Below are 24,305 nucleotides of genomic sequence, written 5' to 3' on the forward strand. Positions count from 1 at the left end.
TCATGGCCTGGCCGACTGTAACCATCGATGATCTCGTAGGACGCTGGCGGCCCCTCACCCCCGAGGAAGCCGCGGTCGCGCCACAACGCATCAAAGATGCGGAGTCGGAGCTTCGCACAGAGCTCCGCCTCCGCGGTGTCGACGGGATCCCGACGTTCTCCGACCCAAGCGAACGTGAAGACTGGATCAACCTCTACACGGCTCTCGTGGTCGCAGCGGTCAAGAACGAGCTGAAAAACCCTGAGGGGTGGCGTTCGGAGCGGGAACAGTTGGACGACTACGGTCGCACTTTCTCGCGAGGCTCGAACGACCGGTCGGGTGAGATCTGGTTCGAAGATTCCGACATCGACCGTCTCGTGCCACGCCCGCGCCGTCGACGCACGGCGTTCACGATCCGGTTGGGGACATCGTGAGCATCGTCACGGGCATGCTCGGCCGCGGTCGGTCGCTCGCCGAGAATCTCATGGACTCGTCTGTGGTGATCCGGCGCAAGACTGGCGCGGCTCGCGACCCGGAGACGGGAACCCTGATCCCTACGTGGGAGACGGTCTATGACGGGCCTGCACGTTTCCGATTCACCCGTGCAGATCCGAACGAAGCCGACCAGGCTGGGCAGCGCGTCGCCGTCCAGTCACCTCTGGTGTGGCTCCCGATCTCCACGTCAGGCGGTGTGCGTCTCGACGACGTGGGCACCGTGAACGCGTCGCAGTTCGACACGTCAATGGTCGGCATGCAGTTCCGCATCACGGGCGGTCATCACCAGACGCATTCCACCTCCCGGCGTTTGCCGATCGAGGTGCTCTCGTACGCGCAGGGGGTGGATGGTGGCTGACGGAATCGACATCGACAAAGCGGACATCTCGAAGCTGTCGAGCGATCTCGGGAGGACCTCGGAAGCGGCCTGGAAGAACCTTCAGAAAGCGATTGAGGTCACGGCCCGGAACGTGCGTGACACTGCCCGGGAGAATTCGAAGGGTCTCGCCCACGCACCTGCCTTCCCGTACTCGATCACCTACGACGTAGGTGTCGGTTATGACCAGTCGCTCTCGCAAGCGGCGTCGTCTGTTCTCACCGGGAGCATCTCTGACGCGAGGTCTACGACGCTGCGTGCTGAGATCGGGCCGGACAAGAATCGGAAGCAGGGCGCGCTCGGAAACCTCATCGAGTACGGCTCGGTGAACAACCCTCCGCAGGGCATCATGCACGGCGCGATCTACGCCAATGAGGACGACTTCGAACGCGGTGTCAATATCGCGATCGATGATGCGCTCAAGGGGCTGGGCTTGTGACCGCCCGGGATCTGATCGAGCGTCACGTTACGGCCCTTGTGGACCGCATCAAGACGGACCCTCAACTGTCGGGCGTGGTGTTCGAGGGCGAGGTGACTGGGAACCCGCAGCGGTACGTGAACGTGTGGCACGACACGGGCTTCTTCCGTGCCATGAGCTACGTCGACGAGCACCAGGACGTGGACGTGACGTTCACGATCCATTCGGTGGGTTCCGACCGGTGGCAAGCGACGTGGGTCGATGGTCGGGTGCTCGCCGCACTGAATGATGTCGTGCTGCAGGTTCCTGGCAGGCGTTGCTTCAAGCTCCAGCCGGCCGGTACCCAGCCTGTCGCTCTTGACGACACTGTGCAACCGGCGGTGTTCCTCGCCGTGCGCCGATTCATTCTTCATTCCGTCCCAGCAAGGGAGCCGTGATGCCTCGCTACGTGCGCGTCAAGAACAAGCAGACGGGTCACGAGTTCGACCTCGTTGAGTCCGCTTTCAACTCTGAGAAGTACACGCGTGTCGACAAGGCGAAGTACCCGCCGACGACGCGCCCGCGGCGCCCGAAGCCGCGCATCAATCTTGGCGGCAACCGTCGTCAGAACGCTCCCGTGGACACCGAGAAGGAGTAACCATGGATCTTCCTGCTTCCGTGCCCAGCGTGGGCACCCGTCGTGCAGTCTTCATCCCCGGAACGGTCGCCGATATCAAGGCGATCACCCCGGCTGAGGTCACTGCAGGCGACAACATCTCCTGCTACCTGACGCGCACCGGCTGGAACCCGGCGCTGACGGAGAACGTCATCAACGACCCCCGGTACTGCTCGGCGCAGGACTTCGAACGCCGCGGCACGAAGTCGCGCACGCTGTCGCTGACGTACACGTTCAACCTCAACTCGCCGGAGGACGACGTGGCTCGCCTCGCGCTCCCTGAGGGGGCTGTGGGTGTGCTCGTGCACTTCCTTCAGGTCGATGAGGACGCGACGACGTTTGCGGCCGGCGACTGGTATGAGGCCGTCCCCGTCGAGATGGGTGTGCCGACTGTTGTCGCAGGTGAGGACAACGCCGTCGACCGCATCACGCAGAAGGCGTTCATCACTGGCGAGTGGGTTTCGTTCCAGCAGCTCGCCACCGCGTAATAGACCCCTGCGGCCCGGTTTTCACGGGGCCGGGCCGCAGGCACCACTACCCGTGACCACAGCTGAGGAGCTACCCGTGTCTGATCTTCTTTCCCGTGTCGAGGCGCGTGTGATGCCGTCTGAGGACGTGCTGATCTGCCTCGATCTTGCCCTGCTGGATGCCCGCCAGGAGGCTCTCGCCGATCTGGATCGTGCGCGCCGCACGAATGACCGTCCTGGTGACGAGCGCCTGGTGACGCCTAAGGTCGACGTGTCTGCATTCGAGGCGCGCCTGGCAGACATCACCGATGCGATCCGTGACGCGTCGATCCGAATCCGGATCCGCGGCGTTGATCGCAACACGTACAACGGCTGGTTGTCGCAGTGCCCCGCCCGTAAGGGCAAGTCGGAGACATTCGACCAGTCGAAGTTCTTCATGATCGCCGCCCGCGGGTCTGGCGTCTACGTTGACGCCGACGGGGCTGAGCACGACATCACGGAGGATGAGTGGGCCGCGATCGATGCGACACTCACCGATGGCGAGTATGACCGCCTCGCCGCCGCGATCATCGCCGTGAACCGGGCGAAGGGATCGGTTGATGTTGCCCCTTTCGTGAGCGGCTCCGAAACGACGCGGGATTCCTTCGGGATCTCCGTATCGCCCGCTCCCTCGGGATCGCGCCGCGCCGCCTCTGGGGCTGGGAGCCCGAAGAAGTCCACTCCGCGGAAGAGCACGAGGGGCGCACGTACGTCCGAGTGACACGCGAGCCGCAGTTCGACGCGGAGCAGCACGCGATGCTCGCCGCGCTTGAGGAATACGAGGCGGGGCTCGACGAGTGGGGCATCCCCATCGAGGAATCGATGTCGCCACTCGCCGATCCCGGTAACCCGGAATCGCGGTTCCACTACGAGGTGAAGGTGCGCCGCAACTGGGCCACTGATGCCGTGGTGGAGCGCGAGCAGGACTTCAAAGACAACCCCTCACGAGCGCGAACGTTCGCCCCGTACCGCGTGGACCACTAGCCGTTAGCGGCTACAAGGGTTGCGACCTGGATCGAGAAACCCTCGGCTTCGCACGCTCGAGCGACAGCTTCCACGTCGTCTGAGTAGGCCTCGCGGTTATCCATCCAGCCGATCATGTGCGGCGGGTCGGGCAACTCATCGATGAGGACGAGAATTCGCTCTTTGACGTCTCCGTTCGCGGCGAGAGCGACCTCATCGTATGTGGCTGGGATGTCCAGTTCGTCGGCTCGGGAATCTACGACTGCCTGACCAACGTCCAGCGTCGCATCGGCGAACTCAGCGCAAGCGGCCTCGTTGGGGTTGGTTGTCGACGTCGGTGTCGAGCTCTGCGGCGCTGATTGAGGTGTCTCTTCTCCGGCGGAGCTGCAACCGGCCAGTAGAAGTGCGGACAAAACAATCGCTGTGAGCGGCGCACGGTTCATCTGATCAACATAGCGCCTTCGCGGGCTATCTCGGGAGGTACCGATGACTGATCGTTCCGTTAAGGTGAGCCTCCTCCTCCAGGCGCAGGGCTACATGTCTGGCATCCAGAAGGCTTCTGAGGAGACTCGGAAGTTTGGCTCGGAGGCCGAGAAGCTGGCGGCGAAGCGGCAGTCGTTCGAGATGCTCGGCAAGGCGGCGATCGGCGTCGGTGCCGGGCTGGTGACGGCTTCTGGCCTCGCGGTCAAGGCCGCGATGGATTGGGAGTCGGCGTGGGCTGGCGTTACCAAGACCGTTGACGGAACCGATCAGCAGCTCGCGCAGGTCGAGGACGGCCTGCGTAGCCTGACCGAGATTCTTCCGGCGTCGCATGAGGAGATCGCGGGAGTCGCCGAGGCGGCAGGTCAGCTCGGCGTGCAAATCGGCGCGGTCACATCGTTCACGAAGACGATGATCGACCTCGGCGAGACGACGAACCTTTCCGCAGACAATGCGGCTACGTCGATCGCTCAGATGGCGAACGTCATGGATCCCGAGCTTCTGCGGTCGGGTGATGGCGTGCAGCGTCTCGGCTCCACACTCGTGGCGCTGGGCAACGCGGGCGCTTCGACAGAGCGCGACATCATGGAGACGGCGACCCGCATTTCCGGTGCCGGCCGCCTAGTGGGTGCGTCCTCTGGTGACGTGCTGGCGCTGGCGTCGGCTATGACGTCGATGGGTATCACGGCGGAGCTCGGTGGCGGTGTCGCGTCCCGCGTTTTGCAGGACATCTATACGGCGGTCGAGGACGGCGGCGACACTCTCACGCAGTTCGCTCGCGTAGCAGGTATGAGCGCGTCGGAGTTCGCGGCGGCGTTCGAGTCGGATCCGATTCGTGCGCTGAACTCGTTCACGACGGGGCTCAACGGTGTCGAGGCGTCGGGCGGCAACGTCGTTCAGACTCTGATCGATATCGGGTTCAAGTCGTCTGAGGAGCAGCGTGTTCTGCTCCAGCTGAAGGGCGCGCAGGATCTCCTCACCGATTCTCTCGACCTCGCCAATGTCGCGTGGGACGAGAACTCCGCACTGACGGACGAGGCGAACAAGCGGTACGAGACCGCTGAGTCGCGGATCAAGATCGCGGGGAACGCGATCAAGGACGCGTCGATCAACATTGGCAGCCTGCTTCTCCCCGTCCTCGCGGACGGAGCGGAGCGCGTCGGTGTCCTCGCCCGCAATTTCGCAGACCTTCCCGAGCCAGTGCAGGGCGTCATCGGCGTTCTGGGCGGGGCGGCCGGTGCCGCTTCACTCGCGGCCGGCGCTTTCTTCCTCGGCGTCCCGAAGCTGGCAGAGTTCAACTCGGCTCTGTCTGAGATGGGACCGCGGGCGCAGCGCGCCGGGCGGCTTCTCGCGGGCGTAACGAAGGCCGCGGGCGCGGCTGGCGTCTTCTTCGCAATGGCGCAGGGGGCAAGCGCACTCGCCGACGCGTTCGGGATGATGGGGGAGAAGGCGAAGTCAGCTGAGGAGACGACGAGCCTGCTACTTGACAGGGACGTCGACTCGATTTTCGAGGGTCTAGGCGGGGGCGCGAACGGCGTCAACGATCTGACCTCCGCTCTCGATGAGCTTCTCGGGGGTAACTGGGACACCAAGTTCAACCGTTGGGGTTCAGACCTGTTCGCCTGGACCGGTCTCGACTCAAGTGTCGGCAAGGCACGTGAGGCGTTCGACCAGGTGGGGCAGTCGCTCGCTGACCTCGTGAACAACGGCCAGGGCGACCTCGCGAAGGAACTCTTCGATCAGATCGCGGCATCTGCGGAAGATCAGGGCTACTCCGTCGAGGAAATCACCGGCTTGATGGAGCCGTATCAGGACGCGCTCACTGGCGTGTCCAACGAGCAGAAGATCGCCGCGACGACCTCCGAGGATCTGTCTAACGGTTTCGACGACGTTGGCCTGTCCGCCGAAGATGTGCAGGAGAAGGTCAACGATCTCGCGGATGCGATCCGTGGGTTTGGATCTGCTGAGCTGTCCACGCGTGACGCGCATCGGCAGTTCGAGCAGGCATACGACGACCTGACAGCCGCGATCGAGGAGAACGGCTCGACCCTGGATATCTCTACGGATGCCGGTCGAGCGAATGAGGAAGCGATTGATTCGCTTGCTCGTTCGACGCTCGAGCTGGCGGCGGCGACGTTCGAGCAGACGCAGAACGAAGAGGATGCGGCGCGCATCATCAATGATGGCCGTCAGGCACTCCTCGACAAGCTCGAGGCTTTCGGCATCACGGGGGAGGCGGCGGAGGAATACGCCGACTCGATCGGTCTGATACCGGATGCTGCGATCACCGAGATCAAGCTGAGTGGCGTGAGCGAGGCGAAAGCCGAACTCGACGCTCTCGCCGCGGAGCGTAAGGCACGTATCACGGTCACGTGGTCTGAGGACGGCACCTATGGTGAGCTTCCGGGTGGGCGGGTCATCTCGCCGAACGCGACAGGGAACCTGTACGTGGGCGGCAAGGTTAAGGAATTCGCGGCCGGCGGGTGGGCGTCCGGCGTGGGGATGGTCCCGGCTACTCCTGGTGGCGTGTTGAAGGTCGCGGAGGCGGGCTTCGACGAGGCGATCATCTCCACGGATCCGAAGTACCGGGCGCGTTCGCTCGGGCTTCTGGACGAGATGAGTGCCCGGCTGGGTGTGTTCCGGCCGTCTCCTGACTATGTGCTTGCCGCGCAGGCAGCCGGGGGCGGGCGTCGGGAGTCGGTCACTTACGCGCCGGTTATCCATCAGCGACAGGGTGTCTCTGATCGGCGTATCGCGCAGGTCGCGCAGGAAGAGTTCGCATTCGGGCTCGGATGATTCGAGAGGGGGCCGTGCATGGCCGATGAGCTGTTGATCACGACCCCTCTCGGGTTTCGCGCGGCGGGTGACGAACGACTCGACCTGACGTGGACTGTCTCGAAACTCACGGGCTGGTTCGAACGTGCAGGTGTGAAGTCTGAGCGCTCCTCACGCGCGTGGGGCGATGGTGACTATTCCGCACCGTCGTTCCGCGAGGCGAAGCTTCCCGCGTTCGAGGGCCTGTGTTTCTCCCGCTCCGGCGCGGAGCAACACCACTTTCTCCAGATGCTTGAAGCCCAGCTCGGCAACGGTGAGATGACGCGCTTTACCGTCCAGGGCGCGGCAGGAACGACGTGGGCAGACGCGAAGCTCGACAGCGAGCCCACTTTCGAGATGGGCCTCTACGGTCGCACGCTCCGATACCGGGCGACGATGTATGTCCCGTCCGGGTATCGGTATGGCGATCTACGCGAGTATGCGTCGGGGGAGCGCGCCTATCATCGCGGCACGGCTGAGGCTGTCCCGCGCTTTGTTGTCACGGGCGCGATGCCGTCGGGCTATCGGATCCAGGCGGGCGGGCTCACGTTCACTGTCACGCAGGCTCTCGCGGCGGGCCAGACGCACACGATCGATTTCGCGGACGGCGGGATGGTCTACCGCAACGGTGTTCTACAGCGGGGCGTGTACGCGCACCCGCGGCAGATGTGGACGGTGCCGCGTGGTATCGGCATCGTGCACACGCTCGCGCCGATCTCAGGCACAGGCACGTTGAAGGTGCAGCTCACCGATACCTACTAGGGGGACTCGTGGATTACGGGTGGACTGCTTTCATCTATGAGACTCGCTCGGGTCAGATCGAGCTCCCGGTGGAACTGTCGTCGTCTAGCGCGACGCGGCTTCTGACGGGTCAGGGGACAGGTTCGCACGGGATCCGCGCACAGGGCATGTCTCGAGCGCTCCTGCGGGAGATCTCGGAGGGGAATCGTTGGTCGCTCGCGATCGGCTGGGCTGATGACCCGTCGTTCTGCGCCTATGCGGGCGTGATCCAGGGGCGCCGGCTGGATGACGAGACGGATACGGCGACGGTGAAGACGCGTGAGCTTCCGTCGGCGATGTTTGGTGACCGGTCGTTTTTCGGCGTGAATCAGTACGAGCCGGTGAATGGGAAGCTGACGATCACGAATCGCTCCTATTCGGGTGCGGTGCGTGCGATGCTCGCGGCGTGTATGGCGCCGTCATCGGAGTGGGCGTTCCCGATCGATCTCCCTGCGGATGGAACAGGCTCGTTCTCCAAGACGGCGAAGCACGAGGAAGCCCTCACGCTCGCTGATCTGTTGCAGATCGTGCGCGACATGGGACAGGAGATTGATTTCCGCCCGTACTTTTCTGGCAGCACGGTCCGACACCAGACACGGGTCGCGTCGAAGATCAACACAGGTGTTGGCGCTGATCTTCCTGCCCGCGCCCCAGGCTCGCTCCTCGTGGGCCTATCGCGCGAGGACGACTGGACGGATCAGCACACGGGGGTCGGGGCATTCGGTAATGGTCAGGGCCAGGTGCGCCCGTACGCATATGCTCCGTCGTCGGGCTCGGGAGCGACGTTGACGCCCGTCAGGGACTCGTTCGTCACGTTCCCCGACATTGAGGTTCCCGAAGGAGATACGGCCGCACAGGCCCACCTACAGGCCGCGGCTGACGCGGAGTATGCGCGCACGAAGGGTTCCGTCGAGTCGACGTCTTTCGGCATCTCCATCTGGGGTGTCGGCCCGCAGATCGCGGAACCGGGGAAGCTACTCAACCTGTGGTCGTACGGCGGCCTCGCTCTCGAGGACGGCCTCACCCAGAAGCGCGTGACGGGCCTCCGCGTCGACCTTTCAACGATGATTACTCCGGAGGTGGAAAGCTATGCCGCTTGATCCTCTAGCGAAACTGCGCGCACGGATGGACACGCTCGAGAAGCTCCTCCGCTCGCGCTACCTCGAGCGCTCGTCGATCACCGACGGCGTGATGACGTTCATCCGCGGCAGGCTCCGCCTTCTGGGCGGCGCGGTCCTCGAGATCGTCGGAAACGTCATCGGCTCGGGCGTCTTCGACTGGACTGGTCAGGTCTTCTTGAAGGGCCCGTGGAACTTCTCTGGCAAAGGCACGATCACCGGAGACGTAGATGCCTCTGGCCAATGGAACCAGACTGGCAACTTCGACGTCCTCGGCGGCGGACGGATAAAAGTCGGGAATGTGCTCATCACGCCCGGCTCGGGCGGCAAGGTCACCGTCGGAACGGGCTCCGCGCAGGTCGTGCTTGACGGCGCGACGGGGAAGATCACCGCGGGAAAGATCACCATCAACCCGACCGCAGACGGCGGCTCCGTCGTCTTCGCCAACGGTTCCCGGCTTTTCTCCGACGATGACGTGACGATCCTGCGATCGACGGGTGAGCTTGACCTGCACGGATCCGATGGTGTCGTGGTCGGTGGCACGTCGCTCGCAATGAACACACCGAAGATCACATCGGCACCGTTCACCATGGCGGCGGAGGGTGACCTCGAGTTCATCCAGTGGGTGGGCCGCGACAGCCGGAATGGCGAGTGGAAGCTCGTCTTGCCTGGCATGGGCGGCCCGATGGGCGGCCCGCTCGAGTTCCCCTTCTCGCTGACGCTCGTCACGAGCGAGTTCGGTATGCGTGAGCACCCGGACGGTACCGGGCCACGGATGCACGAGGGCATGGACTTCGCCCCTCCCGCTGGTACACCGATCCCGGCTGCGGGTAGCGGTGTCGTTGCATCGTCGGGCTACTCGTCGGGGTACGGCAATGAGGTGTGGATCGATCACGGCATGATCCGTGGTCAGCGGATCCGCACCCACTACGCCCACATGCAAAACCCCGGCGTCGCGGCCGGTACGGCGCTCGGCAAGGGCTCGATCGTCGGCCTCGTCGGCAACACGGGCGAATCGTTCGGCGCTCACCTGCACTTCGAGGTCGAGGTCGACGGCGTGAAGGTCAACCCGCGCGACGTCATCTCGGAGTAAGTCAGGGGCAGAGAGTGCGCAGCGCCTCAGTCACGAAATCAGCGTTCTGCACGTCGGTGACGCCGTCGCCCGTGAGAGCGACGATTTCGGACTGGGGCACGCCTGCATCGCGCTCATCGCAGACGTAATACGCAAGCGACAGAATCTCCTCGTCAGACGCGTCAACGTACCACCAAGCGCCGTAGCTGATGTATTCGCGCATGAGGTCTTCGCCGGTCAGTTCCGGCTCTTCCGAGGGCTCTGCCGACACCTCGATCGGGCCAGTCGCCGCGACCGGCGTCTCGCTCTCTTCGGGTTCCACGGTGGCCGTCTCGACAGCCTCGGGTGTCTCGGTGATCGCGGGTTCGTATGCCCCGGTGTATGCCGTCTCAGGCTCGTCGGTGAGCGCGTTCACGCCCCAGATGCCGCCGCCCACGACGACGACAGCACCGATACCGCTCGCGATCCAGCCTGACGTTTTCATTTCTGCTCCGTGTGGGTGATGAGGATTCGGCGGATGAGTGCGGAGACGGGTTCGCGCATGGTGGCGGCTTCGTTGGCGAGTTTCTGCCAGGTGTCGTCGTCGATGCGGATTTTCCGGATGGGCGTTTCTGCCATGCATTCATTGTGGGTCATGTGTGGCCCGTTATCAATACCTAGTTTCGCCGAGGAGGCGCTATGGCACTCGTGACCGTCACGTACAAGGCGTGGGATCACAACCGGCAGGTTGTCCCCGCCACATGGGAGCCCCGAGTTTTCTTCCGCCCGCTCAGCACCAGTCTTGCGTCGGGGATGATGACGCACCGTGAGGTTCAGGGCACTCTCGACCCCGTGACTGGCGCGGGGCAGGTGCAACTCGAATCGGCTCCTGGGCTTCTTTACGTCCCCTTCATGGACTGGCTCGTGCCGTCGGTATCGACGTTGGAGAACCGTTCACGAGGGTACGCAGAGTGGGATCCGATCTTTCCCGCACAGGGTGGGCCGATCGATGAGCTCCCGCCGGCTGTGCCGTCGATGATGGCTGGTTTCTATTACGGGCTGGGAGCGCCGCCTCAGTTTCTCCGTACTCGCAACGATGTGGTCTACATCGATATCTCTGGCGGCGCGAATGGCTGGTGGGATCCGTGGGTTCCTGAGGGAACTCTGGTGGAGGGTGGCGAGTAATGGCTCTTGTGAAGATTGCCCAGGTGCGGTTCGCGACAGATTCGTCGATGGCTACGATCACGCGCACGACGGGGACGCAGTTTCGGACGGCTCTTGAGGAGCTGATCGCTCAGATCGGTGCGGGCATTATCGCGCAGAACCCGAACCTGATTGCGGCCGCTGAGGCGGCTATCCAGTCGATCGTTTCGGGGTACTTTGCGACGACGAGCGCGCCGGGGCTGTTCACGTTCCCGAACGCTTCGGAGCCCGCGCCGGGTGTCCTCTCGCAGAAGTTTGCGATCAACCCGCTCGCGATCTCTCCGGCGGTCGCTTCGTTCCATAACCGACCGACGACGACGGGTGACGCGACAATTCGCGTGGTGTCGTCGGACACGGATCCTGGAACGTGGGGCAACTCGATCGATCCGACCGCGCAACAGCCGACGTCGGGGTCGGGCGGCGTGTATGCCTCGGTTGACGTGGGGGGCCCGGATGGTGTGTCTCGCGTCCGGGTGATCTCGGTGTCCACGACTGAGGGTGGCAATCGCGCTATCGGAGCATTCACCGCGTCCAGGCTCGCTTCGAACGACATCAAGATCTTGCGCTGGACTGTCGCATCGGGCGGGCAATATGCCCTGCAGCGAGGCAATGGCCCCAACCTCGCCGCCATGTCGTGGCGAGTGCTCACCCAGTCCAGCGTCTTTGCGCGCGCAAACGACCTTGTGGATCTCGAGTATCTCAAGCGTGATGGCCTTCTGGTCCTCCGCGTGAACGGTGCCGTCGCGGCTGTTGGTGCTCTCACGTCCGCCGAGCGTCCGAGCCACGACACGGGTGCGACGATCGCGGGCGTATGGGGCAACGGCAACAACCTCACCTCGAACAAGCTCGGTGGGTGGCAGTGGCTCGTGCCGGTATCTACGGGGACGGTAACTCGCCGGATGGTTTCGGTCGATTCAACCCTCACGATGCCTGCCGACGTGAAGCTCAACCCGGCGCAGAAGCGCCAGGCGGTCGGCCCAGTGTTCGACATTCGGGACTATGGCGCGAAGTGTGACGGCGTGTATGTCACTGATGCGCGCACTCAGGCGGGGGCGAACTACGTCTGGACGAACTCGTATAACTTCACGTCTGCGGACATCGGCAAGCGGATTGCAGTGAAGGGCGCAGGCCCCGTTATCGCGAACGCGAACGACGGAGTATGGCTCGCCACGATCACGGCGATTGACGGTACTGCTGCACGAGTCGACTCGAATGCGACGTCGACGGTCACCGGCGCGCGGTGCGTGTTTGGTACGCCTGATGATGTCGCGATCGCTCAGGCGCAGAAGGAAGCCGTACGCGCCGGGGGTGGCACGGTTCGGTTCCCCGCCGCGCGCACGATCGCGACTGTGCCGCTGAACGTCGAGAACTACGTCTCGTGGGCGGGCATCGACCGGAACGTCTCTTGGGTGCACGTCCTTCAAGACAACCCGGGGAACGGCGGTGTCGCGGGCACGTCGGACTGGCTCACCTGCGCGGGGCGAACCACTGATAACCCGCTCATCGGCGCGACGTTCCGAGACTTCGGCGTGAACGCTGAATTCCATGTCCACTCTGCGGGTTACGGCACCGCCGTCAAGCCTCTGAACATCTACCTCGTGCAGCGATGCTCTATAGAGCGCATGAATGTCTGGAACACGCCCGCGACAGCAGTTCCGTTCGACCACTCGTACGACCAGGTGACCATCGGCTACAACTTCATCCTGAACCCCGGACGCCTCGCACCCAGCGGGGTCGGCCCCGGCGGGTCAGGTATCGGCGCGGGCACGAAGGCAACGGGCGCGACCGAGCCGACGTTGATCATCGGCAATGTCATCCGTGGCATGCACAGCGCGGCCGTCGCGGGGCCAGGGCATAACGGCATCTTCACCGAGGCGCAGTCGGGCGCAGACCCGGATGCGGGCGTTCCCGGCTACCGGATCGTGAACAACGTCGTCGAGGGTATGCCTAACGGCATCTCTGACACCGGTTCGACCGGCACGATCATCTCCGGAAACGAGATCATCGGATGCGGCAACGGCATCCGTCTCGCGAAGACAACCCTGCCGGATGCCTATCCGGGCCTCCACGCGAACATCTTGGGAAACACGATTCGAGGATGCACGGGCCCAGGTGAGACGGATGGCGTCGGCATCCTGATCGCGATGCCATCCGGCGGTGGGCCCAACCTTCGCGACTACCTACACACGCTGATCACGGGCAACCAGATCTTCGAGTGCAAGAGCTGGGGAGTGTCGGTGGAGAACCCGGCGGGTTCCAGTGTCGAAATCACTGGCATCGTCGTGCAGGGCAACGTCATCCGCGCGTGTGGCCGCTCTGGTGTCCGGCTCTATTCGGGTTCGGGCCGGAAGCTTCGGCAGATTGCCGTGCGCGATAACCAGTTGGTCGGTAATGGCCGACGGGGAATCTCGGACGACCGGGCCGGGGTGCTCGTATGGAGTGGCGCGACGCTTGAGGGTGGCCGGATCCAGGACAACGACATCTACGATCTCGCGTCTAACCCGACGCAGGTCGACACGATCGTCACCACCGGCGCGACACTCACGGGCGCCCGCATCTCAGGGAACACTGGCGACGCGTGAGCGCCGCCTCCATCGGGGAGCCCGTAACGCGGGCTCCCCTCAGAGAGGAATAGACCATGTCGGACAAGCCGATCATCCGCGACAACATCATCGCGCCCTCGTCCCGTGGCGAGGCGTCACCGAACGCCATTCGGACGGAGGTCGCGGCCACCGTGGATGCTTCGCTCATCCGCGACAACATCGTTCAGATGACTACCGATATCGCCACAATCAGGCGTGCTGTCTTGGACGCGGTAAAGGAGGAGTTCGGCGGCACATATAGCGGCGAAGACATCGCCCGACGTGTCGTCTCGACCCTGGCCCACTAGGACGTCATGAAGCCCAAGAGCTTCTCGTGAGCCTCATCAGTGGAGGTGGCGTAGTGCGCGCTGGAGAACTGGCCCGTGTACGCGTGGAAAACCGTGCTGATCTTCCCGTGGTTGTTATCTAGGACCACGTGGGGGATTCCCAACCGTGCTGCGATGACGTGCGCGTGGAGCCGGTCTACAGCGATCCCTCGAGCTGTGGAGAACAGGTTGACCGCTGAGTCGACATTCCAATCGTTGAGATATGCGATTCGCCGTTCTATGGCCGACTGAGGAAGAGCAGGAACGAGGGTCGAGATCTTCCGCTTCGCGCCGAGTAGCTTGCGGTTGAACTTCAGCTCCTTGCGCGTGCGGTGCCATCGTGCAGGCACATCGGCATGACGGCCCCAGTCGGTCACGGTGATGTCGAAAGACTCCTGCCATGAGCGGGCAGCTTCTGCCAGCCCAGACGCGCCTTCTCGATCCTCTCGCGCGATAACAACGGCACGCGTCGAGCTCGAACTCACAGAAGCGTCAGGCTTCGGGTCCCACCCAATCGCCATGTCAAGACACGGCGTGCGGTCGATGTCTGGGAGGTGCTCGGAGGCTCGTTCCAGGGACAGCTCGTCGCGAACGAGGAGATGAAAGTCGGGGTGAGCGCCCAGGATCTCGTTCGCCTTCTTTGCCCGGTCCGCGTTCTTGAACAAAACGGACTGGGTGAGCTGGACAATCTTGTACTCCGGGAGCGCCTTCGCGATTCGCTCACGGTGTTCCTGGTGCCCGACCCACACGTCACCGAAATTTCCGCCGCCGCGGAGAAGGATTGTCCCCCCTGCGGGTAGCGCTTTGCGGAGGCGGCGCTCATCAAATGACTGCATGTCGCTGACGTAGCGCACTCGGTAGCCGAGGCGGTCCATGTAGGCGAGCTGGCCGGCCCAGATGAGGGAGTCTCCGACGTTCACCAGTGCGGGGGCGTCGAGGAGGGCTACATCCTTGTGCTCCCCGATTGTGTCTCGGAGAACCTGCTCGGTTTGCGAGCGGAGGGAAGCGAGGTGCTCGGAGTCTTGCTGCGTAAACATCTGGACCTTCTCTGGCCGTAAGGGCTTTGTCGCATCATCCTATCCGGCCAGCACGCGCCACTCATATTTCAGCCCGTCGGCAACGGCGGGCTTTCCCATTCCCGAAAGGAGGGCCGCTGTGGCTCTCGACTACACGACTGTCGACGGATGGCCGGTCGCACCACGGACCGCGCAGGCGTTCCTGACGCGGCTCAAGCCCGCGTTCGAGCGTGCCTTCCCGGGCGTGACTCTGCACGTCTATTCCGGCTACCGCTCCTACGAGGGGCAGGTGGAGATCTTCACGTCCCGGTACCGTCGCGGCGCCTACTCGCCGTTCGGTGACTACCGGCAGTGGGACGGGTCGACGTGGGGGCGCGTGTCTGGTGAGGGCACGGTGGCCGCTCCTGGCACGTCGAACCACCAGAGTGGCCACGCGCTCGATATCCGCGACTCCGGTTCGGATGCGGGCGTGACCATCGCGGGCAACGCGCGCGCGAACTGGATCCGTGCGAACGCATCCAAGTACGGCTTCAACGCGATCGGCTACACGTTCGCCGAACCCTGGCACATTGAGCTCGCGGGAGACCCGTGGGCCGTCACGAATACAGGCGCCGGCGGTACTGCCGCGTCAGAGGAGGACGACATGTTTACTGACGACGACCGCAAGCTTCTCCAGCAGATCCGAGATCAGCAAGGGGGCGCATCGAGCCGGAAGACATCGCTCCGGCAAGATGTTGATGAGATCGGCCGGGAAGTGTCCGCAATTCGGAAGCTGATCGGCTCGACCTTGGCACGCGCGAAGGCCGGAGACACGATCGGTGTCCGCCTGGACAAGATCATCGCGCACCTCGGCGGGCGCAAGAAGCTCGGCCCGAAGGACTGACCGATGCCCGATCGGGACATTCCGCCCCGGTGGAGGCGCTTGCTCCGCATCATGCGCGCCGTGCTCTACACGTGCGTGATCTGTGCCGGGGTCGGGGGACTCATCTGGAGGCCGACAACCATCGCCGGGACAATCGGCGAACCACTCACGGTCTGGTGGACGATGCTCGCCGCAACCGGCGGTCTGGTAGCTCTGACCGGCGTTGTCACGGGGCGGTGGCAGGTGGAGGCCCTGGCAACGTGGGTAGCGGTCGGGGGGCTCATCGGGTACGCGATCGCCGTCTGGGGCATCGTCTCTCAGGGCAGCCCGACACGCCTCGCTCAAGCTTTCGTCATCACCGGCCTTACTGTCGCTGTCGCCGAGCAAGGTGTCCGCCTCGCGGCGCATGCCGCGAAGCTTCGGGCGATGACACCTCGTAGGCGGTGATCGGGTGGATTGGACGTCACTGATAGCAGGTGCTTCCACGTCGATCGTCGCAGTCGGAGGGTTCGTGCTCACCTGGCGTCGATTCACTGCCGATAAGCGGCGCGGGGTTGCGACGGATGAGCGTGAACTGCGCCGTGACACGATCGCTGACCGTGACGCGCTGATCGATCAGATGCAGGAAGAGATGCGTGAACTTCGGGCACGCATGTCTCATATCGAGGTTGAGCAGGCACTCGACCAGCAGTGGGCGCGTGCTCTCGTCGACCATATTTACCGGGGATCTCCGCCGCCACCGCCGGCGCGCCCCACACGACCATGAAGGAGAACCTCATGACCACCCCTACCCCTGGCGTCCCGAACGTCGTCATCACGAACCCGAAGGCCCGCAAGATCGCACGCACCGTGCTCGATGTGGTGACCCTCGTCGTCGCGGTTGTCGTGTCCGCGGATCTCGCATCGGACGCGTTCGACGCGCTCGCGATCACGACACCCGCACTCGCTGTGCTTGGTGTCCTGCGCCCCGCCTTCGGGCTCGGCGTCGACAACCCGAACACCCCGACTGCGTGACTTCACGACTCCGCCCCCACTCGGTGACTACGGTCCCGGGTGGGGCGGTTCTGTCGTGCGCTTTCGACCCTCGCTACGTACCAAGCTCGCGTGCGACACCGGGGTAGCCTTCGAGGAAGCGTCGATACATAACGCGTCCACCGAACACATCGCGAACTTCCGTTCCAACGACGTGCTTGAGTTCAGGGGCATCGCTTCCGACGAAACCCCATCGGTTCTGGCCCTCGTCATCCGGGACGGGTGAAGGGAACCATTCGTCGATACGGTAGACGCCCCGCACGACGCCATGCGCGACGCCGAGGCAGAACTGGGCACGTTCCCGGACCCAAGAAGCGATCTTCCAATGGCCGCGCGTTTGGTCGTAGATCTGTTGCTCGTTTGCGTCCGGGCGCCACCCCTTCTGGATCTTGACCATGATGACGGGGAACGGAATCGGCGGACACGGTTCCGCCCGGTGGCGGCTGATCACAGCGGGGAGCGTCGCAAGCCCGTGTCGGCTCGCGTGATGACCGCGAACAAGGTTCGTGAGCGGATGCCCGGTGGCGGCAAACGCATCGATGACGGCCTGCTCGACGACGAATGCGGTCGATTCCTCTGAGATCCCGGTACGCAAGAACAAGAGGTCAACACGCTGTCCCGTAGCCTCGATCTCGTTGATGTTCCGGAGCTTCGCGCGCTCTACGGTGAGATCGGTGCGCGCGTCGCGTACGTGAGCATTGATGCGGTCGCCGATCCCTTTGCCGACATAGAAAACTTGGCCGTCCCTGGGGTCGCGCAGCGCATAAACGTAGTAGCCCAGCTGTGCGGCAACTTCGGCCGGGATGCGAGTATCGGCGGTCATGATCCGTAGCCTATGGCCAGGATCGTCTCGCTTCGAAGTTCCCGAATCCGGCCCGCGCCGTTATTGCCGGCGCGGCCAGCGTATTCACGGCCAACGTTCGCACCGCCGCACGCGCGAGCACGTAGACCTGGACGAGCTCACACCCTGACATCACGACTCCGCCCCTCCTCGGCTGGCCCTCACGGGCCCCGGGGAGGGGCGGTTACTTCGTTTGTCAGTGGTTACGGTGAGTCTGTTGTCAGTAGATGCAAGGTTGACAACACGTGACGCAACGAAATTTGGTGACGACGCTACTCTTTCATGCAGGTAGAGTAGTTATCACCAGCCTGTGGATAACTTTCGGGCAGCGTGGTTGAGGACGGAGGAATCATGGGTTACAGCCCTGTCGTAGTTAGCAACAACATCCTTCGGCGAGCCTTCGACGAGAAGGCCAACGTGACGCCGATGAAGCTTCAGAAAATTCTCTTCTTCGCCGCCTGCGAGTACGCGAAACGCACCGGTCGGCAGCTACTGGACGGCTCGTTCCAAGCCTGGAAGTACGGCCCTGTGAACAGGACTGTCTACGACGAGTTCCGGTCCTTCGGTGGAGATCCAATCAGGTCGTTCGGTAAAGACGCCAAGAACAAGGCCTACAAGGTGAACGAAGATAGCGATCCGAACTTGAAGGCCGTGCTGGATGCCGTCTGGGCTGGCTCAAAGCAGATGAGCGCAGTTGCACTCTCGAGGCTGACCCATGAGGACGGATCAGCATGGGCGCAGGTCTTTAAGCCGGATGCCAGCGCGCACATTGGGCATGAGATCATGCTCGCGGATCGGACGTACCAGAAGACGCTTGGGGTTTCCGAAGGCACGGCTCTGTGAACGAAGACCCCGGGGCGGCGGATGCTCCCTTGCATGAGGAAGTTCCCCTAGACGCCGAGGTTGACGTTCCTCCAAACGAGGTCGGCACTCTTGAGCAAGAGAAGGACCCTGACGGGACTCATTGGCGGTTCCTCGACAGATGGAAGCATAAGTTCGCTTTCCTCCTGATCGCGGCATGCATGGTCTGGATCGTTTTCTTCGCACTGATAGACCACATCTGGCCGCGTGACGGCATGACCTTCTCCGCCACGTCGGACACGCTCAAGATCATCGCGACAACTGCTATGGGATTCGTATTCGGGCAGGCTGTCCGCAAGTAGCATCAGGAGTGCCCCTCCTGCTTTCGAGCAGGAGGGGCACCTTTCTGCTTTGGGCAGAGAGGTGGTCGGCGAGCTCGGGCGCAGCGAGACGTTCGGCCGACGCGTGGGGACGATCGTAGTAGACAGGGTTGCGCGGGTTGACGCAACCGCGAAGAAGACTAGTTCTCGTCGAGGCCAGTAGCTCGGTATTCTTAGCTCATGAAGAAACGTTCAATCGTCGTCTCCGTCTCGGCCTTCGTCCTCATGGTCGGACTCAGTGGATGTTCCAGTGCGATGAGCCAGGAAGAGGCAGGGCAGACATACCGTTCTGCTGTCTGTGCAGTGAACAACATCGGCTACGAGATGGATGACGCCTCAGATGACATGGACATGGGGAGGGTGCGCGATCTTGCGGGAGACAGTGCGGTAGCTTCTGCCGATGCCGCCGAGACCCTGCGTGATGCGTCATGGCCTGACGTCATCGACCCCGACGACATCGAAGCGGTGGCTTCCTACTACGAAGACCAAGCCGAATCAATGACCGCCATATCTGAAGCACAGACCATGGCCGACATGATGGTTATCCGTCCTTCTGCGTCGGACTTCCAGCCGGCGGTGAAGAGGATTCGTGAGGCTCTGGATCTGCCTTCTACCCTCTCGGATGACTGCCGAAACCTAAAGTAGGCGTAGCGTCGCTCGATGCACGTGACCCCCCTGACTATGGCTAATGATTGCCAGAGCAGGGGGTATCTCGTCTCATTGCAATCGCTGGTGTATTGCAGGTGAAACCCTCCGGTTTCCAGCAGCGAGTGTTCCTGAGGCGTGGGCACGGCACCTGGCGTTAGTCGTGGAATGTGACGGCCCCTTGCCAGAGCCAACACCGCATGGGTCGGCCGTCGATCTCGAAGACGACACCGATCGCGCGGTCTGTCCACCTGTCGATGCGCACCTCGGCGGGGACGTCGATCGTGCCGAACCGGAGCCACGCGGTACCCATGATGCGGGCTTTCGGGGGAGCGACGGTGACGGGCGTGTGGTCAAGATCCAGCTGCGCAGCGGTGAGGCTGTGCAGGTCACCCTTCTGAGCGGCAGTCCTGAGCTCGCGTTGTTCCATCAGCTTCGCGCCGTGATCGGGGTAGCGGCGGTTCGATCCCATAACCCCGATTGTAGAACAAACGTTCGAATTTGGGTGAGGCCGAGTGATTCTGTGGCTACCCCAGGCTGGCCCCCTTGCGTCTGTTGCACGGTTCGCAAAGCAGTTGAAGATTACGCACAGTGCTCGACCCGCCCATTGAGAAAGGGATAATGTGATCGAACTCGAGATCTTGACGTCCGCCGCACTCGACACACTCGCCGCCGTCGCGTTGCCATACCGCGACCTTCACGTCTTGTGGGATCTTGGTTCGTTTAGTCGGCTTGTCTAGCTGGTCCGTCATAGCCTGCAGCGCGTGAGCCTTAGCGAGAGCGAGCCTGCGACGGTTAGCGATCTCGTTGATGAGAGCCTTCACATCCTCGGGCGTGAGGTTGAAGTCCTTCGTTTCATATATCTCGTCCCTGTACAACCACAGGTGAATGTCAGCTTGATATTCGCCGTAGCCTGCGACCAGTACAGGCTGCTCCTGAGAAAGCTCATACTCGCGCCCCTCCACGGCAAGGTGAAACCGGAGCTTAGGTACGTCGCTTTGGTGTGACCATGCAAAACTGGGGATTAGTTTGCTATCGATCACCTCGTGAGTCCACGCGGTGGATCCCGGTAGCTCCAGCCACTGATCGTGCTTTCGCACAGTGGCGGATCGCCTGTGGTCGATTCGCTCCACCCGCGCCGATACGCGCTTCTTTATGATCGCCATGCGCTCATCCTAGGTGCGCGTCAGTTGCGGACACGGCTAGGCGCTGTTAGAGGGGAATCGGCTCATTCGGAAACGGTGGATCGTCCCGGTACGCCTCGAGCGCCCCGATCAGCTCGGCGACATCCACACACCCGGTCATGTCGAGCAGGTCGCGCACCTCAGACCAGACGAGGCGACGTGGTGGATAGCCGGCATCCAAGTCATCCATGAGGCGAGGGTAGCGGTTTACTGAAGACGGGCCTCGGGAGATCATCAGGCCATGGATGAACGAGCAGACATCACCGACGAGGATGTCGCGGGTGCCGTCCGCGCTGAGATGGCGCGACGGCTGAAGAAGCAACGTGACCTCGTGGCAGTTCTCGGGATGAGCTGGCCGACTGTTTCGAGCCGTCTGCACGGAAGATCATCGTTCACGATCTCAGAGCTGGCCAAGATCGCCGCGTTCTTGGACATGACAGTGGGGGAGTTGTTCGAGTCTGCGGTGTTCGGAAGCCGAGTGATGAACCCGGCGAGCGCCTACAGGGAGCAACCGCGCGGCGAGATCCCAATCATGGACGCGCCTCGCGACCCTTGGGAGCAGCCTGCTGGTTCCCATCGTCGGCGTCGAGGTCGTTCATGAGGCGAGGGTAGCGCCGTACTCGCTATTTACTCGCTACTTTGCGGCAAGAAATTGCGTTGCCCGCAAGTGCCCAAGAATGCCCACACTCGCGCGCGCCCTGTAATCCCGCGGAAGCTAGTAGCCTAGGGCACTCAAGGGCACCGTCACCGAGTAACCGCGAAGTGTGGGTTCGAGTCCCACTGGGGGGACGAGCGACGCCGCGGTCTCGCGCGCGCGTCGCGTTTAGCAGGTGAGGGTGCGTCGCGTCAAGACGAAAGCCTCTTCTCCGAATACCGACTTACATGGGTCTTCCCAGTACAGAAGCGGTAACGGAGAGGAAGAACGATGACGCAGAACTATGGCGAGACGGCCTCGTCGGCGACGGCGACGGACTCACCGTCGGGCAAGGCCGACGCGGCCAAGCAGGAAGCCGCGGAGGTTGCGAGCACGGCGCGCGAAGAGGCGGGCGACGTCCTCGGCACGGCTCAGGAGGAAGCGACGAACGTCGCTCACGAGGCGCGGGCACAGGCCAAGGAGGTCTACGCGCAGACCCGCCAGGAGCTGATGGATCAGGCGGCCCAGCAACAGCGACGGGTCGCGGAGGGCCTGCGCGCGATCGGCGACGAACTGCAGTCGATGGCGCGCGGCGCGGAGAACCCGGGCATCGGAGCGGACCTCGTGGGTCAGGCATCGACGCGCGTGTCGGACGCATCCGCGTGGCTCTCGCAGCGCGATCCGGGAGGGCTCGTCAACGAGGTGAAGGCCTTCGCGCGACGCAAGCCCGGCGTCTTTATCGGCGGCGCGCTCGTGGCCGGTGTGCTCGCGGGGCGTCTGACGCGCTCGCTCGCGGAGTCGGCCTCCGAGCACGGAGCCGACGACGGCAGCCCGCGCGCCGGATCCCCCGACGAGGTGGCCACGCGCCCGACACCGCCGGTGCCGCCCGCGACGACCGTCCCGCCGCAGGCCCCCGTCGTCCCGCCGACGACGGCGGCGCCCGGCGTCCCGGGAGCGGCAGCGGGCCTCGACGAACCGACGCCCGTCTACGACAGCTCGCGCGCCGCGTCGCCGGCCGTGGATCCCGCGATCGTCCGAGGGGAGCGCGCCGATGACCGATGAGCCCACGCCGTCCGAGCAGAAGGCGGCGACGACGTCGCTCGGTGACCTCCTCGGCGAGGTCACCAAGGACCTCTCCGTGCTGATGCGCCAGGAGATCGCCCTCGCGAAGGCAGAGCTGAAGGAGTCGGCCACCCGCGCCGGCACGGGCGCGGGGATGGTCGGAACCGCCGGATACGCGGTGCTGATGGCCGTGTTCTTCCTCTCGGTGGCGCTCTGGTGGGCGCTCGGAGAGCTCGTCGGCCTCGGCTGGTCCGCCGTGATCGTGGCGGCGGTATGGCTCGTGATCGCCGTCGTCCTGTTCGTCGCCGGTCGCGCACAGATCAAGAAAGTGAAGGGTGCCCCGCGCACCATCGAGTCGCTCGGGAAGATCCCGGAGGCACTGAAAAGGAATGAGGAGAACCGATGACCGATTCGCCAGAGGCGATCCGCGCCGAGATCGAGCGCTCACGCCGTGAACTCAGCCAGGACACCGACGCCCTCGTCGACAAGGTGACGCCCTCGAAGATCGCGCACCGGCAGACGGAGCGCGTGAAGGGTGCCTTCTCGTCGGTCAAGGACCGCGTGATGGGCGCCGCCGACAGCGTCGCCGAATCGGCGCACGATGCGGGATCCGCCGTCGCGGACAGCGTGTCGAACGCCGGGCACCGGACCGCCGCGAAGGCCGAGGGCAATCCGCTGGCCGTGGGCCTGATGGCCTTCGGCGCGGGGCTCCTCGTCTCCTCGCTCCTGCCGGCCTCGGAGAAGGAGAAGAGGCTCGCCGAGGACGTCAAGGAGAAGGCGCAGCCGCTCGTCGACGAGACGAAGGAGATCGCGCGCGATATCGGCGCGGACCTGAAGGAGCCGGTGTCCGAGGCAGCCGCGGCCGTGAAGGACGCGGCGAGCGAGGGGGCGGCGCACGTTCAGACCGATGCGCAGAGCGCCGCGCACGCGGTTCGCGACCGCGCGGGCGAGGCACGAGACAACGTCTCGGACGCGTGACCGATTGATGACGCAGCCGGGGACGACGGGTACCGCCGTCATCCCCGGCCCACGAAGGGTAGGAAGATGGAAGCGCAGAAAGCATCGACGAGCGAGCACTCGGCTAAACCCGACGCGTTGCGGGAGATCCGGCGACCCTCGTGGAAGTACGTCCTGAAGAGAAGCGTGCGCGAGTTCGTGCGCGACGAGTGCCCCAACCTTGCCGCCGGGCTGACCTATTATTCGGTGCTCGCCCTGTTTCCCGCGCTCATCGCCGTCTTCTCGCTTCTCGGGGTGATCGGCCAGGGCGAGGAAGCGGCCGACGCCGTGCTCGGGATCGTCGATGAGGCCGCGCCGGGCGGCATGGCCGACACCCTTCGCGCGCCCATCGAGGAGCTCGCGAGCTCTCAACTGGCCGGCTTCGCCCTCATCAGCGGTCTCGTGGTGGCGGTATGGTCGGCCTCCGGATACGTGGGGGCGTTCGCGCGGGCGCTGAACCGCGTGTGGGAGATCGACGAGGGGCGGCCGGTGTGGAAACTCAAGCCGGCGCAGCTCGCGATCACGCTCGGCGTGATCGTGCTGCTCGCGGCCGCCCTCGTGATCCTCATCGTCTCGGGCCCGGTCGCGCAGGCGATCGGGAGCGCCATCGGGGCGGGCGAGATCGCCGTAACGGTGTGGTCGATCGCGAAATGGCCCGTGCTGGCGATCATCGTGGTGGTCGTGGTCGCGCTGCTGTACTACTTCACCCCGAACGCCAAACAGCCGAAGTTCCGCTGGATCAGCGCCGGCGCGATCCTCGCGATCGTCGTTCTCGCCCTGGCGACGGTGGGATTCGGCTTCTACGTCGCGAACTTCTCCCGCTACGAGCGCACATACGGCTCCCTCGCCGGGGTGATCGTGTTCCTCCTGTGGCTCTGGATCGCCAACATGGCGCTCCTGGCGGGCGCCGAGTTCGACGCCGAACTCGAACGCGGGCGAGAACTGCAGGGCGGTCTCGCCGCCGAGCAGCGGATCCAGCTCCCGCCGCGCGACGACACGAAGATCCGAAAGGACGCGCTGAAGGAGGCCGAAGAGGTGCAGCAGGCTCGGCGCCTCCGTGCCACCGGCGGACGCAGCGACTGACGCGGCGTCGCCCGGCGCTCGCG

36 protein-coding genes are annotated in these 24,305 nt (G+C 64.0%); 26 read left to right on the top strand and 10 right to left on the bottom strand.

Annotated elements, in window-relative coordinates; all coding sequences use genetic code 11:
* Positions 1-2 precede the first annotated feature (2 nt).
* From IEX05_RS00665 to IEX05_RS00700, 8 genes are all read left to right on the top strand, one after another.
* A complete protein-coding gene (locus IEX05_RS00665) occupies positions 3-413 on the top strand; it encodes a hypothetical protein (RefSeq protein WP_188699422.1) in 411 nt (136 codons plus the stop codon).
* Positions 410-832, top strand: a complete 423-nt coding sequence (locus IEX05_RS00670) for a DUF6093 family protein (protein ID WP_188699424.1) — start codon at positions 410-412, stop codon at positions 830-832. Before IEX05_RS00665 ends, IEX05_RS00670 begins: the two co-directional genes overlap by 4 nt.
* Positions 825-1,289, top strand: coding sequence for a hypothetical protein (locus IEX05_RS00675; RefSeq protein ID WP_188699888.1), 465 nt, complete (start codon positions 825-827; stop codon positions 1,287-1,289). Before IEX05_RS00670 ends, IEX05_RS00675 begins: the two co-directional genes overlap by 8 nt.
* Entirely contained in the window at positions 1,286-1,705 is a 420-nt protein-coding gene (locus tag IEX05_RS00680; protein WP_188699425.1) for a hypothetical protein, read from the top strand. Before IEX05_RS00675 ends, IEX05_RS00680 begins: the two co-directional genes overlap by 4 nt.
* Entirely contained in the window at positions 1,705-1,905 is a 201-nt protein-coding gene (locus IEX05_RS00685; RefSeq protein ID WP_188699427.1) for a hypothetical protein, read from the top strand. The genes IEX05_RS00680 and IEX05_RS00685 overlap by 1 nt, the downstream gene beginning before the upstream one ends.
* A 2-nt stretch (positions 1,906-1,907) precedes the next feature.
* Positions 1,908-2,411: a phage tail tube protein gene (locus tag IEX05_RS00690; protein WP_188699429.1), complete on the top strand. Its 504-nt coding sequence runs from the start codon at positions 1,908-1,910 to the stop codon at positions 2,409-2,411.
* A 76-nt stretch (positions 2,412-2,487) separates the two neighbouring features.
* Entirely contained in the window at positions 2,488-3,150 is a 663-nt protein-coding gene (locus tag IEX05_RS00695; protein ID WP_188699431.1) for a hypothetical protein, read from the top strand.
* Entirely contained in the window at positions 3,147-3,413 is a 267-nt protein-coding gene (locus IEX05_RS00700) for a hypothetical protein (RefSeq protein WP_188699433.1), read from the top strand. The genes IEX05_RS00695 and IEX05_RS00700 overlap by 4 nt, the downstream gene beginning before the upstream one ends.
* On the opposite strand, the gene IEX05_RS00705 is transcribed toward IEX05_RS00700, so the two are convergent.
* A complete protein-coding gene (locus IEX05_RS00705; RefSeq protein ID WP_188699435.1) occupies positions 3,410-3,835 on the bottom strand; it encodes a YajG family lipoprotein in 426 nt (141 codons plus the stop codon). The two genes, IEX05_RS00700 and IEX05_RS00705, sit on opposite strands and share 4 nt — an antisense overlap.
* A gap of 43 nt (positions 3,836-3,878) precedes the next feature.
* Between IEX05_RS00705 and IEX05_RS00710 the strand changes: the two genes are divergently transcribed.
* From IEX05_RS00710 to IEX05_RS00725, 4 genes are all read left to right on the top strand, one after another.
* Positions 3,879-6,668, top strand: coding sequence for a phage tail tape measure protein (locus tag IEX05_RS00710; RefSeq protein ID WP_188699437.1), 2,790 nt, complete (start codon positions 3,879-3,881; stop codon positions 6,666-6,668).
* A gap of 18 nt (positions 6,669-6,686) precedes the next feature.
* Positions 6,687-7,448, top strand: a complete 762-nt coding sequence (locus tag IEX05_RS00715; protein WP_188699438.1) for a hypothetical protein — start codon at positions 6,687-6,689, stop codon at positions 7,446-7,448.
* Positions 7,449-7,594: 146 nt separating this feature from the next.
* The gene (locus IEX05_RS00720) at positions 7,595-8,566 is read left to right on the top strand and encodes a hypothetical protein (protein WP_188699439.1); all 972 of its coding nucleotides are present in this window, start codon (positions 7,595-7,597) and stop codon (positions 8,564-8,566) included.
* A 25-nt stretch (positions 8,567-8,591) separates the two neighbouring features.
* Positions 8,592-9,677 carry a M23 family metallopeptidase gene (locus tag IEX05_RS00725; protein WP_188699440.1) on the top strand — a complete coding sequence of 362 codons (1,086 nt, stop codon included), beginning with the start codon at positions 8,592-8,594 and terminating at the stop codon, positions 9,675-9,677.
* Between the two features lies 1 nt (position 9,678).
* Here IEX05_RS00725 and IEX05_RS00730 read toward each other — a convergent pair whose 3' ends face one another.
* Together IEX05_RS00730 and IEX05_RS00735 are read right to left on the bottom strand one after the other, a co-directional pair.
* Entirely contained in the window at positions 9,679-10,140 is a 462-nt protein-coding gene (locus tag IEX05_RS00730; RefSeq protein ID WP_188699441.1) for a DUF732 domain-containing protein, read from the bottom strand.
* On the bottom strand, positions 10,137-10,274 hold the full coding sequence (locus IEX05_RS00735; protein WP_188699443.1) for a hypothetical protein: 138 nt from the start codon (positions 10,272-10,274) through the stop codon (positions 10,137-10,139). Before IEX05_RS00735 ends, IEX05_RS00730 begins: the two co-directional genes overlap by 4 nt.
* Positions 10,275-10,334: 60 nt before the next feature.
* Between IEX05_RS00735 and IEX05_RS00740 the strand changes: the two genes are divergently transcribed.
* Complete coding sequence (locus IEX05_RS00740) at positions 10,335-10,820, top strand: hypothetical protein (RefSeq protein WP_188699445.1); 486 nt, start codon at positions 10,335-10,337, stop codon at positions 10,818-10,820.
* Between the two features lie 109 nt (positions 10,821-10,929).
* Here IEX05_RS00740 and IEX05_RS00745 read toward each other — a convergent pair whose 3' ends face one another.
* Positions 10,930-11,193 carry a hypothetical protein gene (locus tag IEX05_RS00745; protein ID WP_188699448.1) on the bottom strand — a complete coding sequence of 88 codons (264 nt, stop codon included), beginning with the start codon at positions 11,191-11,193 and terminating at the stop codon, positions 10,930-10,932.
* A gap of 118 nt (positions 11,194-11,311) precedes the next feature.
* Here IEX05_RS00745 and IEX05_RS00750 point away from each other — a divergent pair, with 118 nt between their 5' ends.
* Together IEX05_RS00750 and IEX05_RS00755 are read left to right on the top strand one after the other, a co-directional pair.
* Positions 11,312-13,420 carry a right-handed parallel beta-helix repeat-containing protein gene (locus IEX05_RS00750; protein WP_188699450.1) on the top strand — a complete coding sequence of 703 codons (2,109 nt, stop codon included), beginning with the start codon at positions 11,312-11,314 and terminating at the stop codon, positions 13,418-13,420.
* A 56-nt stretch (positions 13,421-13,476) separates the two neighbouring features.
* Positions 13,477-13,728 (top strand): hypothetical protein, encoded by a 252-nt coding sequence (locus IEX05_RS00755; RefSeq protein ID WP_188699451.1) that lies wholly within the window; start codon positions 13,477-13,479, stop codon positions 13,726-13,728.
* On the opposite strand, the gene IEX05_RS00760 is transcribed toward IEX05_RS00755, so the two are convergent.
* The gene (locus IEX05_RS00760; protein ID WP_188699453.1) at positions 13,725-14,783 is read right to left on the bottom strand and encodes a polysaccharide pyruvyl transferase family protein; all 1,059 of its coding nucleotides are present in this window, start codon (positions 14,781-14,783) and stop codon (positions 13,725-13,727) included. The two genes, IEX05_RS00755 and IEX05_RS00760, sit on opposite strands and share 4 nt — an antisense overlap.
* A 118-nt stretch (positions 14,784-14,901) precedes the next feature.
* On the opposite strand from IEX05_RS00760, the gene IEX05_RS00765 reads away from it, so the two are divergent.
* Entirely contained in the window at positions 14,902-15,645 is a 744-nt protein-coding gene (locus tag IEX05_RS00765; RefSeq protein WP_188699454.1) for a M15 family metallopeptidase, read from the top strand.
* Between the two features lie 3 nt (positions 15,646-15,648).
* Positions 15,649-16,071 (top strand): hypothetical protein, encoded by a 423-nt coding sequence (locus tag IEX05_RS00770; RefSeq protein WP_188699456.1) that lies wholly within the window; start codon positions 15,649-15,651, stop codon positions 16,069-16,071.
* A gap of 16 nt (positions 16,072-16,087) precedes the next feature.
* Here the strand turns inward: IEX05_RS00770 and IEX05_RS00775 are convergent, their stop codons facing one another.
* Positions 16,088-16,339: a hypothetical protein gene (locus IEX05_RS00775; protein ID WP_188699458.1), complete on the bottom strand. Its 252-nt coding sequence runs from the start codon at positions 16,337-16,339 to the stop codon at positions 16,088-16,090.
* 62 nt (positions 16,340-16,401) lie between these two features.
* Between IEX05_RS00775 and IEX05_RS00780 the strand changes: the two genes are divergently transcribed.
* Positions 16,402-16,638, top strand: coding sequence for a hypothetical protein (locus IEX05_RS00780; RefSeq protein ID WP_188699460.1), 237 nt, complete (start codon positions 16,402-16,404; stop codon positions 16,636-16,638).
* A gap of 73 nt (positions 16,639-16,711) precedes the next feature.
* Here the strand turns inward: IEX05_RS00780 and IEX05_RS00785 are convergent, their stop codons facing one another.
* Complete coding sequence (locus tag IEX05_RS00785) at positions 16,712-17,479, bottom strand: LEM-3-like GIY-YIG domain-containing protein (protein WP_188699461.1); 768 nt, start codon at positions 17,477-17,479, stop codon at positions 16,712-16,714.
* Positions 17,480-17,827: 348 nt separating this feature from the next.
* Between IEX05_RS00785 and IEX05_RS00790 the strand changes: the two genes are divergently transcribed.
* From IEX05_RS00790 to IEX05_RS00800, 3 genes are all read left to right on the top strand, one after another.
* On the top strand, positions 17,828-18,340 hold the full coding sequence (locus tag IEX05_RS00790) for a Panacea domain-containing protein (RefSeq protein WP_229661044.1): 513 nt from the start codon (positions 17,828-17,830) through the stop codon (positions 18,338-18,340).
* Positions 18,337-18,660, top strand: coding sequence for a hypothetical protein (locus IEX05_RS00795; protein WP_188699464.1), 324 nt, complete (start codon positions 18,337-18,339; stop codon positions 18,658-18,660). Before IEX05_RS00790 ends, IEX05_RS00795 begins: the two co-directional genes overlap by 4 nt.
* A 198-nt stretch (positions 18,661-18,858) precedes the next feature.
* Positions 18,859-19,323 carry a hypothetical protein gene (locus tag IEX05_RS00800; RefSeq protein ID WP_188699466.1) on the top strand — a complete coding sequence of 155 codons (465 nt, stop codon included), beginning with the start codon at positions 18,859-18,861 and terminating at the stop codon, positions 19,321-19,323.
* Positions 19,324-19,480: 157 nt separating this feature from the next.
* Here the strand turns inward: IEX05_RS00800 and IEX05_RS00805 are convergent, their stop codons facing one another.
* The 3 genes from IEX05_RS00805 to IEX05_RS00815 are packed head-to-tail and all read right to left on the bottom strand — an operon-like array spanning position 19,481 to position 20,697.
* Positions 19,481-19,795, bottom strand: coding sequence for a hypothetical protein (locus tag IEX05_RS00805; protein ID WP_188699468.1), 315 nt, complete (start codon positions 19,793-19,795; stop codon positions 19,481-19,483).
* A 55-nt stretch (positions 19,796-19,850) separates the two neighbouring features.
* Positions 19,851-20,489 (bottom strand): HNH endonuclease, encoded by a 639-nt coding sequence (locus IEX05_RS00810; RefSeq protein WP_188699470.1) that lies wholly within the window; start codon positions 20,487-20,489, stop codon positions 19,851-19,853.
* A gap of 46 nt (positions 20,490-20,535) precedes the next feature.
* Positions 20,536-20,697 carry a hypothetical protein gene (locus tag IEX05_RS00815; RefSeq protein WP_188699472.1) on the bottom strand — a complete coding sequence of 54 codons (162 nt, stop codon included), beginning with the start codon at positions 20,695-20,697 and terminating at the stop codon, positions 20,536-20,538.
* Positions 20,698-20,748: 51 nt separating this feature from the next.
* Here IEX05_RS00815 and IEX05_RS00820 point away from each other — a divergent pair, with 51 nt between their 5' ends.
* The 5 genes from IEX05_RS00820 to IEX05_RS00840 all read left to right on the top strand — a co-directional run bounded on the left by IEX05_RS00820 (position 20,749) and on the right by IEX05_RS00840 (position 24,282).
* Positions 20,749-21,108 (top strand): helix-turn-helix domain-containing protein, encoded by a 360-nt coding sequence (locus IEX05_RS00820; protein ID WP_188699473.1) that lies wholly within the window; start codon positions 20,749-20,751, stop codon positions 21,106-21,108.
* 324 nt (positions 21,109-21,432) lie between these two features.
* Positions 21,433-22,203: an ATP synthase subunit B family protein gene (locus tag IEX05_RS00825; RefSeq protein ID WP_188699475.1), complete on the top strand. Its 771-nt coding sequence runs from the start codon at positions 21,433-21,435 to the stop codon at positions 22,201-22,203.
* Positions 22,193-22,609, top strand: coding sequence for a phage holin family protein (locus IEX05_RS00830; protein ID WP_188699476.1), 417 nt, complete (start codon positions 22,193-22,195; stop codon positions 22,607-22,609). The genes IEX05_RS00825 and IEX05_RS00830 overlap by 11 nt, the downstream gene beginning before the upstream one ends.
* Positions 22,606-23,181 carry a DUF3618 domain-containing protein gene (locus IEX05_RS00835; RefSeq protein ID WP_188699478.1) on the top strand — a complete coding sequence of 192 codons (576 nt, stop codon included), beginning with the start codon at positions 22,606-22,608 and terminating at the stop codon, positions 23,179-23,181. Before IEX05_RS00830 ends, IEX05_RS00835 begins: the two co-directional genes overlap by 4 nt.
* 66 nt (positions 23,182-23,247) lie before the next feature.
* Positions 23,248-24,282 (top strand): YihY/virulence factor BrkB family protein, encoded by a 1,035-nt coding sequence (locus IEX05_RS00840; protein WP_188699479.1) that lies wholly within the window; start codon positions 23,248-23,250, stop codon positions 24,280-24,282.
* The last annotated feature ends 23 nt before the right edge of the window (positions 24,283-24,305 follow it).

The sequence above is a fragment of the Microbacterium nanhaiense genome (assembly GCF_014646015.1).
Lineage (GTDB): Bacteria > Actinomycetota > Actinomycetes > Actinomycetales > Microbacteriaceae > Microbacterium > Microbacterium nanhaiense.

Excerpts from the sequence above, each read along its gene's own strand:
- IEX05_RS00665 (WP_188699422.1), top strand. The coding sequence starts at position 3 with ATGGCCTGGCCGACTGTAACCATCGATGATCTCGTAGGACGCTGGCGG.
- IEX05_RS00685 (WP_188699427.1), top strand. The coding sequence starts at position 1,705 with ATGCCTCGCTACGTGCGCGTCAAGAACAAGCAGACGGGTCACGAGTTC.
- IEX05_RS00690 (WP_188699429.1), top strand. The coding sequence starts at position 1,908 with ATGGATCTTCCTGCTTCCGTGCCCAGCGTGGGCACCCGTCGTGCAGTC.
- IEX05_RS00705 (WP_188699435.1), bottom strand. The coding sequence starts at position 3,835 with ATGAACCGTGCGCCGCTCACAGCGATTGTTTTGTCCGCACTTCTACTG.
- IEX05_RS00710 (WP_188699437.1), top strand. The coding sequence starts at position 3,879 with ATGACTGATCGTTCCGTTAAGGTGAGCCTCCTCCTCCAGGCGCAGGGC.
- IEX05_RS00715 (WP_188699438.1), top strand. The coding sequence starts at position 6,687 with ATGGCCGATGAGCTGTTGATCACGACCCCTCTCGGGTTTCGCGCGGCG.
- IEX05_RS00720 (WP_188699439.1), top strand. The coding sequence starts at position 7,595 with ATGTCTCGAGCGCTCCTGCGGGAGATCTCGGAGGGGAATCGTTGGTCG.
- IEX05_RS00725 (WP_188699440.1), top strand. The coding sequence starts at position 8,592 with ATGGACACGCTCGAGAAGCTCCTCCGCTCGCGCTACCTCGAGCGCTCG.
- IEX05_RS00730 (WP_188699441.1), bottom strand. The coding sequence starts at position 10,140 with ATGAAAACGTCAGGCTGGATCGCGAGCGGTATCGGTGCTGTCGTCGTC.
- IEX05_RS00735 (WP_188699443.1), bottom strand. The coding sequence starts at position 10,274 with ATGGCAGAAACGCCCATCCGGAAAATCCGCATCGACGACGACACCTGG.
- IEX05_RS00740 (WP_188699445.1), top strand. The coding sequence starts at position 10,335 with ATGGCACTCGTGACCGTCACGTACAAGGCGTGGGATCACAACCGGCAG.
- IEX05_RS00755 (WP_188699451.1), top strand. The coding sequence starts at position 13,477 with ATGTCGGACAAGCCGATCATCCGCGACAACATCATCGCGCCCTCGTCC.
- IEX05_RS00760 (WP_188699453.1), bottom strand. The coding sequence starts at position 14,783 with ATGTTTACGCAGCAAGACTCCGAGCACCTCGCTTCCCTCCGCTCGCAA.
- IEX05_RS00770 (WP_188699456.1), top strand. The coding sequence starts at position 15,649 with ATGCCCGATCGGGACATTCCGCCCCGGTGGAGGCGCTTGCTCCGCATC.
- IEX05_RS00775 (WP_188699458.1), bottom strand. The coding sequence starts at position 16,339 with ATGGTCGACGAGAGCACGCGCCCACTGCTGGTCGAGTGCCTGCTCAAC.
- IEX05_RS00780 (WP_188699460.1), top strand. The coding sequence starts at position 16,402 with ATGACCACCCCTACCCCTGGCGTCCCGAACGTCGTCATCACGAACCCG.
- IEX05_RS00785 (WP_188699461.1), bottom strand. The coding sequence starts at position 17,479 with ATGACCGCCGATACTCGCATCCCGGCCGAAGTTGCCGCACAGCTGGGC.
- IEX05_RS00800 (WP_188699466.1), top strand. The coding sequence starts at position 18,859 with ATGAAGAAACGTTCAATCGTCGTCTCCGTCTCGGCCTTCGTCCTCATG.
- IEX05_RS00805 (WP_188699468.1), bottom strand. The coding sequence starts at position 19,795 with ATGGGATCGAACCGCCGCTACCCCGATCACGGCGCGAAGCTGATGGAA.
- IEX05_RS00810 (WP_188699470.1), bottom strand. The coding sequence starts at position 20,489 with ATGGCGATCATAAAGAAGCGCGTATCGGCGCGGGTGGAGCGAATCGAC.
- IEX05_RS00815 (WP_188699472.1), bottom strand. The coding sequence starts at position 20,697 with ATGGATGACTTGGATGCCGGCTATCCACCACGTCGCCTCGTCTGGTCT.
- IEX05_RS00820 (WP_188699473.1), top strand. The coding sequence starts at position 20,749 with ATGGATGAACGAGCAGACATCACCGACGAGGATGTCGCGGGTGCCGTC.
- IEX05_RS00825 (WP_188699475.1), top strand. The coding sequence starts at position 21,433 with ATGACGCAGAACTATGGCGAGACGGCCTCGTCGGCGACGGCGACGGAC.
- IEX05_RS00830 (WP_188699476.1), top strand. The coding sequence starts at position 22,193 with ATGACCGATGAGCCCACGCCGTCCGAGCAGAAGGCGGCGACGACGTCG.
- IEX05_RS00835 (WP_188699478.1), top strand. The coding sequence starts at position 22,606 with ATGACCGATTCGCCAGAGGCGATCCGCGCCGAGATCGAGCGCTCACGC.
- IEX05_RS00840 (WP_188699479.1), top strand. The coding sequence starts at position 23,248 with ATGGAAGCGCAGAAAGCATCGACGAGCGAGCACTCGGCTAAACCCGAC.